This is a genomic window from Gorillibacterium terrae, from assembly GCF_051594785.1.
Lineage (GTDB): Bacteria > Bacillota > Bacilli > Paenibacillales > NBRC-103111 > Gorillibacterium.
On the sequence record NZ_JBPPGI010000001.1, the window covers coordinates 1,863,175 to 1,876,145 of the forward strand.

General features: G+C 55.4%; 13 protein-coding genes and 1 pseudogene. 10 read left to right on the forward strand and 4 right to left on the reverse strand.

All coding sequences use genetic code 11. The annotated features are described in order from the left end of the window. Nucleotide 1: 1 nt before the first annotated feature. From ACSEXS_RS08225 to ACSEXS_RS08240, 4 genes are read right to left on the reverse strand one after another with little or no spacing between them, the layout of a single operon-like run. Nucleotides 2-844 carry an ABC transporter permease subunit gene (locus ACSEXS_RS08225; RefSeq protein ID WP_438432680.1) on the reverse strand — a complete coding sequence of 281 codons (843 nt, stop codon included), beginning with the start codon at nt 842-844 and terminating at the stop codon, nt 2-4. Next, complete coding sequence (locus ACSEXS_RS08230; RefSeq protein WP_438432681.1) at nt 841-1,815, reverse strand: ABC transporter ATP-binding protein; 975 nt, start codon at nt 1,813-1,815, stop codon at nt 841-843. Before ACSEXS_RS08230 ends, ACSEXS_RS08225 begins: the two co-directional genes overlap by 4 nt. Beyond that, nucleotides 1,812-2,984, reverse strand: a complete 1,173-nt coding sequence (locus ACSEXS_RS08235) for a hypothetical protein (RefSeq protein WP_438432682.1) — start codon at nt 2,982-2,984, stop codon at nt 1,812-1,814. The genes ACSEXS_RS08230 and ACSEXS_RS08235 overlap by 4 nt, the downstream gene beginning before the upstream one ends. Then, on the reverse strand, nt 2,941-3,510 hold the full coding sequence (locus ACSEXS_RS08240; RefSeq protein ID WP_438432683.1) for a sigma-70 family RNA polymerase sigma factor: 570 nt from the start codon (nt 3,508-3,510) through the stop codon (nt 2,941-2,943). Before ACSEXS_RS08240 ends, ACSEXS_RS08235 begins: the two co-directional genes overlap by 44 nt. A 190-nt stretch (nt 3,511-3,700) precedes the next feature. On the opposite strand from ACSEXS_RS08240, the gene gshAB reads away from it, so the two are divergent. The 10 genes and pseudogenes from gshAB (at nt 3,701) to ACSEXS_RS08290 (ending at nt 12,921) form a co-directional block, all read left to right on the forward strand. Then, the gene (gene gshAB, locus ACSEXS_RS08245; RefSeq protein ID WP_438432684.1) at nt 3,701-6,082 is read left to right on the forward strand and encodes a bifunctional glutamate--cysteine ligase GshA/glutathione synthetase GshB; all 2,382 of its coding nucleotides are present in this window, start codon (nt 3,701-3,703) and stop codon (nt 6,080-6,082) included. A gap of 12 nt (nt 6,083-6,094) precedes the next feature. Beyond that, nucleotides 6,095-6,433, forward strand: a pseudogene (locus ACSEXS_RS08250) (ArsR/SmtB family transcription factor); the annotation flags it as partial. A 70-nt stretch (nt 6,434-6,503) separates the two neighbouring features. Then, nucleotides 6,504-7,577, forward strand: a complete 1,074-nt coding sequence (gene arsB / locus ACSEXS_RS08255; RefSeq protein WP_438433110.1) for an ACR3 family arsenite efflux transporter — start codon at nt 6,504-6,506, stop codon at nt 7,575-7,577. A 6-nt stretch (nt 7,578-7,583) separates the two neighbouring features. After that, nucleotides 7,584-8,009 carry an arsenate reductase (thioredoxin) gene (gene arsC, locus ACSEXS_RS08260; RefSeq protein ID WP_438432685.1) on the forward strand — a complete coding sequence of 142 codons (426 nt, stop codon included), beginning with the start codon at nt 7,584-7,586 and terminating at the stop codon, nt 8,007-8,009. 113 nt (nt 8,010-8,122) lie between these two features. Next, the gene (locus tag ACSEXS_RS08265) at nt 8,123-8,572 is read left to right on the forward strand and encodes a cupin domain-containing protein (protein WP_438432686.1); all 450 of its coding nucleotides are present in this window, start codon (nt 8,123-8,125) and stop codon (nt 8,570-8,572) included. 44 nt (nt 8,573-8,616) lie between these two features. Then, complete coding sequence (locus tag ACSEXS_RS08270) at nt 8,617-9,105, forward strand: VOC family protein (protein ID WP_438432687.1); 489 nt, start codon at nt 8,617-8,619, stop codon at nt 9,103-9,105. Nucleotides 9,106-9,187: 82 nt separating this feature from the next. Beyond that, entirely contained in the window at nt 9,188-9,472 is a 285-nt protein-coding gene (locus ACSEXS_RS08275; RefSeq protein WP_438432688.1) for a VOC family protein, read from the forward strand. Next, entirely contained in the window at nt 9,462-9,812 is a 351-nt protein-coding gene (locus ACSEXS_RS08280) for a VOC family protein (RefSeq protein WP_438432689.1), read from the forward strand. The genes ACSEXS_RS08275 and ACSEXS_RS08280 overlap by 11 nt, the downstream gene beginning before the upstream one ends. A 212-nt stretch (nt 9,813-10,024) precedes the next feature. After that, nucleotides 10,025-12,640 (forward strand): phosphoenolpyruvate synthase, encoded by a 2,616-nt coding sequence (ppsA, locus tag ACSEXS_RS08285; RefSeq protein WP_438432690.1) that lies wholly within the window; start codon nt 10,025-10,027, stop codon nt 12,638-12,640. A gap of 41 nt (nt 12,641-12,681) precedes the next feature. Next, nucleotides 12,682-12,921: a hypothetical protein gene (locus tag ACSEXS_RS08290; protein WP_438432691.1), complete on the forward strand. Its 240-nt coding sequence runs from the start codon at nt 12,682-12,684 to the stop codon at nt 12,919-12,921. Nucleotides 12,922-12,971: the final 50 nt, after the last annotated feature.

Sequence of the window (12,971 nt, forward strand, 5' to 3'; positions counted from 1 at the left end):
TCTACAGATCCTTCCGCCCGAATGCCCGGCAGCCCAACAGGAGCAGGAGCGCTGCATACCCTGTTGTATACAGGAGAAAAGCATTCGACGGCACGCTTGCGATGGAGAACGGTCCCAAGTCGGACACCGCAAATCCGGCCCAATCGGAGCCGCCCACCAGCTCGTAAAGGCTTCTCCGGTAGACGGAATCCGTCGGAACGAGCAGGCCGATGACAAAGGTGATCTTCACCAGGACGGGCGGGGCGCCTCCATAGCTCGACAGCCCATCGACCAGCCCGCCGAAGAGGGCGAGCCCATACGTCAGCGCGGCGCAGATTCCGCTGCCCAGCATCGGTAAATAGACCGAGGCGAGCATGGTGAGCGTAAGCAAGAGTAGCGGCATCCAAATAAACAGAGCGAAGCCGCGCAGCAGATCCCCGGGCAGCAGGGGAACTTCGGCAAAGCGGTGGGCGGCCCAGACGATCGACAAGAACAGCAGGGCACTGTACACCGCAATCCAGACGGCGTGTCCCAGCCATTTGGCCAAATACAGCTTCCAGCGGGGGAGAGGGCGGGCGGCCACGGCCAGCAGCAGACCGTTCTCCTGCTCCCCGGTTATGGTTCCCATCGCCGAGAACAGCACGAAGAACGCGGCGAGGAATTGGGCGAAGAACATGCCCAGCACGGTGATCGTCAGGCTGCTCACCAGCCGTTCGGCGGGGGAGATCCCAGCTGCGGCCGTGCCGGTGATTCCCCGGACTCCAAAGGCGAACAAAAGGAGGAAGACGAAGGTCAGCACGAGCGTCACCAGAAAGACCCGTTTGCGGGTCAGCTCCTTGAAGGTAGCGGAAATATACGCCGTCACTTCGGATCGCCTCCATGACGGGATTCGGTCATCCGCAGGAACCAGGCTTCCAGGCTGTACCGTTCGGGTCCCGACTCGAACAGCGTCAGCCCGCTGCGCACAAAGAGGGAGCACAGATAACCGGCTTGCTCGGGGTCCGTTACGCAGGCGGTCAGAAGAGCGTCCCCGGCGTCGTTCTGCTCGGCCAAGCGGAGCCGGAAGGACTGCACGCCGAGGTCGCTGTTCAGTTCGTCCCAGGTCTCCGGGAGCCAGCCGCCGAGCCGGAAGCGCCAATTCGGCCCGCTCCCGCCTGCGCCGCCGATCAGGGTTCGCAGCGGGCCCGCCGCCAGCAGCTCGCCTTTGTGCAGGAAGGCGGCTTCATCGCACAGGTCCTCGACATCCTCCAGCAGATGGGTGTTGAGGAAAACCGTGACGCCTTGGTCCCGGAGCCGCTTGAGCAGGCTGCGAATCTCGTAGCGACCGACCGGGTCGAGGGCCGAGGCCGGTTCATCCAGAATCACCAGCTCGGGGTCCAGCAGCAGCGCGACGGCCAAGCCGAGGCGCTGCTGCATGCCCTTGGAGAAGCCGCCGACCCGCCGGTCTGCCACATCGGAGAGACCGACCTTCTCCAGCGTATCCCGGACCCGGCTGCGGAAGGCAGGCGTCCGGGTATCCGAGGCGCGAAGGCCTCCCAGCCTGCCATGGAAGCGGAGCACCTCCGCCGGCGTCAGCCAATCCGGATAGCGGAACAGCTCGGGCAGATACCCGAGCTTGCGCCGCGCCTCCGGCCGGCCGAGCGGTTGACCCAGGATGGTGGCGCGTCCGGAGTCGGGGCGATGCAGGCCGGCCAGCATTTTCACGAACGTACTCTTGCCGGCGCCGTTTGGCCCGAGCAGGCCGAAGATGCAACCCTCCGGCACCTGAAGCGTGATGCCGCGGCAGCCGCCGCGGCCATGAAACGTCTTGGTAAGCTCCGCCGTGTCGATCATCATCGCCGCAGCCACTCCTCGGCGGCCTGCCGGAAATCCGATACGGCGTGAAAATCCTCCGTATTCGCGCTCAGCAAGCGGATTTGATCTCCATCCAGCCAGAGCAGATAACGATGGGACTCATCGCTGGACAGGACGGCGTCATGACCGTCCACCTGCAGGGCGGAGATGGCGCCATCGCGGGTAGGAACCGGAAGCGTGTTCCGCCAATCGCCGATCGCCGCCAGCTTGGATCGCAAGCTCTCCGGAAGAACGGGAAGCCCCAGAATCGCCTCCCGGACGGAAGCCGGGTCGATGCCCTCCTCCACAGTCAGCTCGGGCCTGCCGAATTGGAGCAGCCTCGCCGGATGGCCGGACAAGGTTCCCTCGGTGTCCACGCTGTCCGGAACGGCAAGCCGGATGGCTTTTCCGTCCGCAGCGGCGGGCAGAGGGGCGTTGCCTCCCAGACGGGTAAGCAGCCGATTGACCGGCTTCACCTGCAGGCGGAAGGTGAGCGTAGTGGCGGGCCGGTAGGAGGGGACGGAGGCGTTCTCCAACCGCAGCAGGGAGCCGCCCATGAGCCGGTCGGCTTCCTCCCAGGAGAGAGGGCGGTCCGGTCCTCCGCCGGATTGGGTCAGGCTGCCGAATTGGGCGAGCGAGAAGCTCCGGTCTCCCTCGGGCGAGCCGTGGTCCAGAAGGCCGGAGATGGCTGCCATATCGTCCGCGGTTATCCCGACGCCGACCATGTGCTGGATTCGGAAGGAATGCTGCATGGAGGCCAGCACGCGGTCTCCCCAGGGGGTGACGAATAGGCCCAAGGCCAGTACGGCAGCGGCGGCTCCCGCCGTCCATCGCCGCAGCCGCTGGCGGGTCGCTCGCTCCGTCTGCCAAGCACGGCCAGAATCCGCGTCTCCGGCCGCCTGCGCAGCCGCAACCGGACGTTCGTTCATCCCTCGAAGGGCTTGTTTCATTTTCCATTCACGCTCCTTTTCCCAGTCCGTGGGGTTGTCCTCTATTCGTATTTCATTCATGCTCTTGTCCGCCGGCAGCTCCTGCTCCGTCAGATGCCCCTTCTCCGCCCGACGCCAGAAGTCCGGCGCCGGCTCCTGAGCCGCAAGGGCTTCAAACCGTTTCCACGCCCGTTCCGAATCAAAAGCCGGATTTTCGGCGGTCCGTTTCGTTTCCTCCGTCATCGCTCGGCTCCTCCTCCTGCGCGTATTTCTTCTTCAGCCGCTCCTCCGCCCGGGCGAGCAGCGTGCCGACAATCTTGGGGTTGACCCCCAGCCGGGAGGCGATTTCCCCGTAGCTGTAGCCTTCTTCGCGAAGGAGCAGGGCGGTCCGGTCCCGGTCCGTCAGCTTTTGCAGCACCCGCCGGACCACATCTTTTTCCCACTCGCGAATGGCCTCGGCTTCTCCCGAAGGGGAGGAGACTTCCGACCAAGCCGCGAGGCGGGCGGCTTCCTTTTCCACAATCGCCCGATTCGACGACCGCTGTCTTAAATAATCGTATCCGATCCGGGACAGCACCCGGTGCAGCCAGGCGCCGACGGCCTCCAGCCGGTCGGGCGGATTGCGGTACAGCCGCAAGAATACCTCTTGGGCCAAATCTTCCGCAGCCGAATAGTCGCCGGTCAGTGCGTACAGCTTCCGGGCGACCTCGGGATAATGCTCCCGGAACAGGCGCCGGAACCGCTCGGGTATTTGCGAGGCTTCCTCCATCTTGCCGCCGTCCCCCTTTCCCTTATAAGACGAATGCCGGGTGCGATTTATAGCAGGGTCCACGAAATTACCTAACATAGAGAAGCCATGGGGATTAGATCAAAATAATTTGATTAAGGGATTGAATACAGGGCCCCCTTGAAGTACACTCTATATATCAAGAAAAATTGATAAAAGGATGGCTGCAGGTATGGTTGCGTTACCGGATAATCTCCTCTCGTTCATTGTGGACAAAAATCTGGATTTTTTTCAAGGGCAATTTGGCTTGGAAAAAGAAAACGTTCGGGTCGACGGGGAAGGCAGGCTTGCCTTGACGCCTCATCCGCCGGCCTTTGGTTCCAAGTCGGATAACCCTTATATTCAAACCGACTTTTCGGAGAGTCAGATCGAAATGATCACGCCGGTCTTTCCCTCGATTGACGGGGCCTATCGCTTCCTCGAAGCTTTGCACGATCTGGTTTCCGTCGAATTGGAGGAGCGGGGGGAGTTTCTGTGGCCCAGCAGCAATCCGCCGATCCTGCCGGACGAACGGGAGATTCCCGTGGCCCATCTGGAGAACCCGGCCGAGGAGGCTTATCGAAACCGGTTGGCTGACAAGTACGGCCGCAAGCGGCAGCTGCTCAGCGGGATTCACTTTAATTTCTCCTTTCCCGAAGAACTGTTGAGGGCGCTGCATGAGGGCATCCGGCCGCAGGAGTCGTACCCGGCCTTCAAGAATGCCCTGTATCTGAAGATGGCCCGCAACCTCCTGCGGTACCGCTGGCTGCTGATCTATCTCACCGGGGCCAGCCCGGTGTTCGACAAGACGTATATCGAAAGATGCGTCGCGCTCGGCAGCACGCACGATCAGCTGAGCTATTCCTTTCCCCATATGAATTCGCTGCGCAACAGTCCGTGCGGATACCGCAACCCGGACCCGCTGGCGGTGTCCTTTCAAACCTTGGAGGAGCATATCGCCGATTTGAACCGGCTCATTCAGTCCGGAACCCTGCTCAGCGCCAAAGAATTTTACAGCCCGGTTCGCCTAAAGCCCGCTCAAGGCGGTACGGAAACGGACCCTCTGCGGCTGCTTGGTCGGAATGGAATCGAGTATCTGGAAATTCGGCTGCTCGATCTGAACCCGCTGGACAAGATCGGAATCCGCAAGGAAACGATGCGGCTCGTGCATCTGTTCCTCCTGTGGTCGCTGGTCAAGGAAGACGAGCCTTACGAGTTTGAGGATCAGATGATGGCCCAGCTCAATCAGGATCAACTGCTTGAAGTAGGCATCGAAGGCTACCTGTACGATCGCGAGTCCCGCCGGATCGAAATGAAGGAGAGGGCCGGGCAGGTCCTGGACCGGCTTCTGGAGCTGGCAGAGGCCTTAGCGTCGCAGGATCAGACTTGGGTCGCTCTGCTGGAGGGAGAACGGATGAAGCTCCTTCATCCCGAATGCAGCTATGCGTCAAGGGTAAAAGCGGAGATTGCGTGCTCCTCGTTCATGCGGTATCATCTGGCCAAAGCGAAGGAGTATGCCGGGCAGAGCCGGCAATCGGGTTACCGGTTCGGCGGGTATGAAGACCTGGAATTGTCGACCCAGCTGCTGCTGAAGGCGGCGGTCAAGCGCGGCATCGCTTTCGAGCTGCTCGACCGAACCGAGAATTTTGTGGTATTGACCAAGGGAGACCGACAGGAGTTCGTGAAGCAGGCGACGAAGACGTCTCTGGATTCGTACAGCACCGTGCTTATCATGGAGAACAAGCTTGTGACCAAGGAAGTGCTCAAGCGAAACGGGATTCGCGTGCCCCATGGAACGGCCTTCCACAACCGGGAAGAGGCGCTGGCGGCCTATCCCGCCTATCGGGATAAACCTTCCGTGATCAAGCCGAAATCCACGAATTTCGGGCTGGGCATCACGATCTTTGATCGCGGCTGTTCGGAGGAGGATTATGCACGCGCCGTGGAGATGGCGTTTGCCCATGACCGAACCGTGCTTCTGGAGGAATTCATTCTGGGCAAGGAATATCGGTTTCTGGTCATGGGCGACGAGGTGGTCGGCATCCTCCACCGCGTTCCCGCCAACGTGGTCGGTGACGGAGTGAGCACCATCGAGCAGCTTGTCCGGGAGAAGAACCGAGATCCTCTGCGGGGGAAGGGGTACAAAACTCCCCTGGAACAGCTTCAACTGGGCGAGGCGGAGACGATGTTCCTCAAGCAGCACGGATGGAACCGCGCCGCTGTTCCGACCGCCGGAACGGCGGTCTATCTGCGGGAAAATTCCAATATCAGTACGGGCGGCGACAGCATCGACATGACGGACGAGATACCGGACAGCTACAACCGGCTTGCGATCCGTTCCGCGCAAGCCGCCGGAGCCGCGATCTGCGGCGTGGACATGATGATTACGGATACGGGCGAAGAGGCGACGGAGACGAATTACGGCATCATCGAGATCAACTTCAATCCGGCGATCCACATCCACAGTTATCCTTATCGGGGCAAGAACCGCAAGCCGGCGGAAAAGATTCTCGATCTTCTGTTTGGACCGCTTGCGCTGCCCATGCCGAGTCCACTCGCGTCTGCAACGAGATAAGGAGGAGAGCGGATGAGCATCGAAAGTCCGGAGAAGAAAACTCAGCCGGCACAAGCTAAGTTTGCGGAGTATGAACAGAAATTTAAAGCGTTGGCGGATCAGAAGCGGCTGCAAATCCTATTCGAGCTCTGCCAAAAGGGCGAGGTATGCGTCTGCGAACTATGCGACATCGTGGAAATGCAGCAGTCCAAGCTTTCGTATCATCTGAAAATCCTGGCGGATGCCGGGCTCGTTGACAAGGAAACCCGGGGAACCTGGAGCTATTACCGGCTGAACCGGGAGACGGTGGGTCAATTGCTCTCTCCGGCTTTGTGCGGCATCTTAACCCATGCGGAGTCCGCGTGCGGCTGCGAAGCCCGAGGCGGCCATGGGGACGACCGGCAAACGCAGCAAGGAAACGGGGGATATTGCTGTGAATGAACTGCTTCCCAAGCGGCTATCCTTTCTGGATCGTTATTTGACCTTGTGGATTTTCCTGGCAATGGGGATTGGGATTGGCTTGGGTAATGCTTTTCCCAATATTACCGGTTTGTTAAACCGATACCAAGCGGGAACGACTTCTATTCCGATCGCCGTCGGACTGATTCTGATGATGTATCCACCCTTGGCAAAGGTGCGTTATGAGGAATTGGGCAAGGTGTTTCGTGACTGGAAGATTCTGCTGCTGTCTCTCGCCCAGAATTGGATTATCGGCCCGATTTTGATGTTTGTTTTGGCCATCGTGTTTCTGCGGGGTTACCCGGAGTATATGACGGGGTTAATCATGATAGGGCTTGCACGCTGCATAGCCATGGTGATTGTCTGGAATGATTTGTGCAAAGGGGACACGGAATATGCTGCGGGACTGGTGGCTTTCAATTCCCTTTTTCAGGTTTTCTTCTATTCGGTTTACGCTTATTTCTTCGTGACGACAATGCCTGGATGGTTCGGGCTGGCCGGCATGGCGGTAGACATCACCATCGGCGAGGTAGCCAAGAGCGTATTCCTTTATCTAGGTATTCCCTTTGCGACAGGAATGCTGACTCGCCTGATTCTCGTCAAAGCGAAGGGTCGGCAGTGGTATGAGCAAGTCTTTATTCCGGGGATAAGTCCGCTAACGCTGATCGCTCTGCTATTTACCATCATCGTCATGTTTTCTTTAAAGGGTGAAATGATCCTTGAATTGCCGTTGGATGCCGTACGCATTGCGGTTCCTCTTCTGATCTATTTCGTCATCATGTTCCTCCTCTCGTTCGTGATGGGAAAGAGAGTGGGGGCCCGGTATCCGGTCACTTCGACACTGGCCTTCACAGCCGCGAGCAATAATTTTGAATTGGCCATCGCGGTAGCCGTAGGGGTATTCGGCATTCATTCCAGCGTCGCTTTCGCCGCTGTCATCGGACCGCTTGTGGAAGTTCCCGTTATGATCGGATTGGTCCATGTCGCGCTCTGGTTTCAAAGGAAGTATTTTTCGGAAAAGCCTGGCGATATACAACCAACTCAAGGGGGAAGATGATTCACCATGATAAAGAAACCGCTCGTTTATTTTCTTTGCACCGGCAATTCTTGCAGAAGCCAGATGGCGGACGGGTTCCTGAAGGCTTTGGGCCAAGACGGCTATCTCGTAAAAAGCGCGGGGTTGGAAGCCCATGGCCTTAATCCGCGGGCCGTTCAAGCGATGCAGGAGGTCGGCATCGACATCAGCCGGAATACCTCGGATGTGATTGATCCCGAAATCCTCAACCGGGCGGACTACGTGATTACCTTATGCGGTCACGCCGACGAGCACTGCCCGGCGATTTCAAACCGGCAAGTCGTGAAATGGCATTGGGGCTTCGATGATCCCGCGAAAGCGGCGGGTACGGAGGAAGAAATCATGGCCAAGTTCCGGGAAGTTCGCGACTCGATCAAGAATCGGATCGAGCTTTTTATCCGCGAAGGGAAATAGCAGTCTGCAATGGGGCATACGAACCGAATGGCGGGATTGGGAAAGTTGGCTTTCGTGAGCTCGAAGCTTTGTGAAACATCAAATTTGCTTAAAGCTAGTGGAAGGAGAATTACATGCCAAAAGAAATTACACCGGTAGAAGCATGTCTGCTTGGTATTAATACCATACATCAAGTCATGGATAATGGAGAGCGAAGATTTAGGCTGGTAAGTTCAGATGGAACTTCATACATACGCACCGAAGCGTCCGCTATGGGAGCTTGGCAAACTAGTCATTATCATAAATCGCTTCATGAATTTTATTTGGTGCAGGAAGGTTGGATGGTTTATGCCGAATACGAAATAGAAAGGGAGTTTTCGCTTCGCTTGCTTGAAAGCGGTGAGAGTGTAACCGTGAATCCGCATGTTCATCATAATATATATTTGTCTGCAAAAACCATTTTGCACACGATAAAGTATGGTAACGGTATTTCGAACGATTGGTTCCCCTCTCCTGAATTAGACGAGCTCACCAAGCAGATATCTGAGTCGGAAATATTTAATAATCATCGATTTCTGGAATGAAATCATTAACACGATATTCACGCTAAAGTTGGGGAGGTATTCTTATGGGATTCAAATCAACTATTCTAGTGGTTGAAGATGTGGTTCGATCAAGAATGTTGTACGAAGAATTACTTGGATGCAAAGTAGAAGCAGATTTTGGCATTTTCAATGTTGGCTTTGAGGGCGGTTTTGCTCTTTATAAAAAATCGCTTTTTGCAGAACTGATTAATAGTGATAATATTGTATCCAAAGCGCAAAATTTAGCGGTTTACTTTGAATTTGACGATATTAACTCGGTAAGAGATAAGATTATCGGCAGCGGATTCGAGCTTTTGCATGATATTAAGGAACAACCGTGGGGCCAGAAGGTTTTCCGTTTCTATGATTATGATAACCATATCCTTGAGATTGCGGAGGATATGGATACGGTCCTCATTCAAATGCATAAATCCGGTATGTCGGAAGCAGCCATTGCCCAGAAAACCGGCTACACCGAAGCGGATGTGAAAAACATATTAAAAATCATTACAGATTCTCAGGAAACGGTTTGAAGCTTATGATGTTTCTGAAACCGTTTTCGCGAAGAATAACCAAGAGGATAGGATAACTTAATGGGAACCCGTTGAAGAAATATTGGGATTTGAGAACGATGGCGGTTGGCCTATGGAGAATCCTGCCTATTATGATTTTAAGTCTGAAGAAGGAGCCAAGTTTGCGATAATGGAAGTTAAAGGTGAAAAGTCGCATGGCAGAATTAACTTTGAGATCGAGAATGTTGATGAACTCTGGGGAGCTTTAAAAGACAAGGTCGAGGTGGTTGAACCTTTGTTTGATACCCCCTGGGGAACACGAAAATTTACAATTCGAGATTTGGATGGAAACGAACTGGGGTTTGGAGGAAAAATTCATGATCGTTAAGTACCATTGTGTCAATATCTCATCGGTTAACCCGAAAGCGTTGGTGGAATTCTATAATGAAACGTTAGGGATTCCTATCGTAGAATCCGATGAAAATTATGATGGTGTTTCTTTGGGGTTTAATGGAGAAGCTCCCGTCATCGTCATTTGGGATGAAACGAAATGGGGCAAATCAAGTGAAGGGAAAGTAAACTTCGTATTTAATTGTGACGATCTGGATAAAACCTATGTCGAATTAAAAGAGAAGATTGCGGATATAGAGCCGCCCACAACGGCAGTCTGGGGAGGCAAAGAGCTTGCCTTTTACGATCCCGATGGAAACAAAATATTGCTCTTATAAGATTAAGATTATAGGAAATTAAAGAACCGGCGACCCAATTGGCTGCCGGTTTCTTTTGGAATTGCATCTATACAGGCGTAATGATATAATCAGAGCGCAACTCTGTCTTGGGAAATCCGGATACAAGTATCTTATCTTACATCTTTATTGTACCATACCGATGACCCTCTGTCAAACGGTTTTTCAATTTTTCTGGTGAAGGGGAGAAGGGAATGAATTCATTGGTGCTCGGGCTTCGGGAAATGAAGCAAACGCAGCTGCAACTCGTTGGCGGAAAGGGGCTGAACTTAGGGGAATTATCGAAACTGGAGGGAATCCAAGTTCCGGAAGGATTCTGTGTGACCACGGCAGCCTATCAAGCCGCCATCGAGCAGAATGAAGCATATCCTGCTTTGGTGGAGCAGCTCTCCAGGCTTACAGCCGAAGATCGGCAGCAAATCGGGGAGATCAGCCGGAAGCTCCGGCAAAGCATCCTGGAAACCGAAATTCCTTCCGCCGTGGAGAAGGCCGTAACCCTCTATCTCTCCCGCTATGGCGAAGACCAGGCTTATGCCGTGCGCTCCAGCGCGACAGCCGAGGACCTGCCGCATGCCTCTTTTGCCGGCCAACAAGACACCTACCTCAATATCATCGGCACCGAAGCCATCCTTCAGCATATCCGCAAATGCTGGGCTTCCCTCTTCACGGATCGGGCGGTTATCTACCGGCTTCAGAACGGGTTTGACTCCCGCCACGTTTCGTTGGCCGTTATCGTTCAAGAAATGGTCTTTCCGGAGGCATCGGGGATCTTATTTACCGTCGATCCCGCTACGTCCAACCGAAAGGTGGTGTCCATCGATGCCGGATTTGGGCTCGGAGAGGCGCTGGTCTCCGGCTTGGTATCCCCCGATGGCTACAAAGTGCGGGATGGAGAGATTATTGAGAAGCGGATTGCCGCCAAGCAGCTCGCGATCTTCGGGCGAAAGGAAGGAGGCACGGAGACCCGGGAGATCGCCCCTGATCGGCAAACGGTTCAAGCGCTGACGGATTCCCAAATCATTCAGCTGGCTCAGATCGGAAGACAGATTGAAGCCAGGTTTGGCTGCCCGCAGGATATCGAATGGGGGTTGACGGAGGGAATTATTTATGTTCTCCAGAGCAGGCCCATCACGACGTTATTCCCGATTCCCTTAGCGAACGATCAAGAAAACCACATCTATCTCTCGGTCGGCCATCAGCAGATGATGACCGACGCGATGAAGCCGCTCGGACTGTCCTTTTACTTGCTAACCACGACCGGAAACATGATTACGGCAGGCGGCAGGCTGTTCGTCGATGTCGCTCCCATGCTGGCTGCACCTGCCAGCAGAGACGCGTTCGTCCACATGATGGGGAAATTCGATCCGCTTATTAAGGACATCATGATGACCGTGCTGGAGCGCGAGGATTTTATAAAACCGATCCCCGCCGGTCATCCCCAGCCGGCTCCCCGTCCAAGCCATAAAGCGCTGGGCTCCGAGGTTTCCGAACCGCTGGTCGAATACGATCCCGTCCTGGCTGCCGACTTGATTAAACGGGCTGAAGCCTCCATCGAAGAGCTGAGCCAAACCATCCAAACGAAATCGGGCCCTGCGCTATTCGAGTTTATTCTGGAAGACCTCCAGGAGCTGAAAAGGATCTTGTTCGACTCGCAAGGCCTCCGGTTTATTACGGATTCGATGGACGCTTCGGTCTGGATCAATCAACAGATGTATGAGTGGCTGGGTGAAAAGAGCGCGGTCGATACGCTCTCTCAATCGGTGCCTCACAATGTGACTTCGGAGATGGGGCTCGCGCTGCTGGATGTGGCGGATGGGATACGGCCTTATCCGCCAATCGTGGATTATCTGCAGCACGCCAAGGACGATACCTTCCTGGAGGAACTGCCGAGGTTTGAAGGCGGGCGGGAGGTCCGGGAAGCGATCCTTGCTTTCCTCCGCAAATATGGAATGCGGTGTACGGGAGAAATCGACATCTCGCGAACCCGCTGGAGCGAAAAGCCGGTAACGCTGCTTCCCATCATCCTCAGCAATGTCAAAAACTTTGAACCCGGCGAAGGAAACCGGAGATTCAAACAGGGACGGCAGGAGGCCCTGGAAAAAGAGCGGGAGCTGCTGGATCGTCTCAAAGCATTGCCGGACGGTGAACAAAAGGCCCGCGAGACCAAACAGAGAATCGATCTGATCCGCAACTTCAGCGGGTACCGCGAGTTCCCCAAATATGGCATGATCAGCCGCTACTTTATTTACAAGCAGGCTTTGCTGAGGGAAGCCGAGGGGCTTGTTCAAGCGGGGATTATTCAGGAGAAAGAGGATATATTCTTCCTTCGGTTTGAGGAGCTTCAGGAAGTCGTCCGCACCCGCCGCCTGGATTACTCGACCATCGTCAAGCGCAAAGCCGAATACGCCCTCTATGAAAGGCTCACTCCGCCGCGCGTGATGACATCCGATGGCGAAATCCTGACGGGCCGGTACAAACGGGAGGACCTTCCCGCCGGAGCGATGGTCGGACTGCCCGTGTCTGCCGGAGTGATCGAGGGACGGGCACGCGTCCTCTTCCGCATGGAGGACGCCGTACTGGAAGAGGGCGACATTCTGGTGACGCCCTTCACGGACCCCAGCTGGACGCCCTTGTTCGTGTCCATCCAAGGCCTGGTCACCGAAGTGGGCGGACTGATGACCCATGGAGCGGTGATCGCCCGGGAATATGGCCTTCCGGCCGTTGTCGGGGTGGAGAATGCCACCAAACGGATTAAGGATGGGCAGAGAATCCGCGTCAATGGAACAGAGGGGTATATCGAATTGTTGTAGGGGAGGGTCCTTCATGACCGGTTTAGGAGAGGAATGATTCGATGGGCAACGTGGATAAACGAAATCGTCTCGATGAAGAAGTATTCACTTATCAGACAACGAAAGACAACAAGGTTTTCATTTACTGGATGGGCAGGAAAGTTACCCTTCTTTCAGGGAAGGCGAGTGAAAAATTTTTAAAAGCAATAGAAGGAAAGGACCACAAGGAGACCCAGTTGGCCATGGCTAAGGTAACGGGGAACTTTAAACGCGGCAATGAGAAAGAGAATAAAACGAAATAGCCGTCACTGAGGGATAAAAAGAAGCAGTCCGCCTCCCGGAAGGGGGCGGG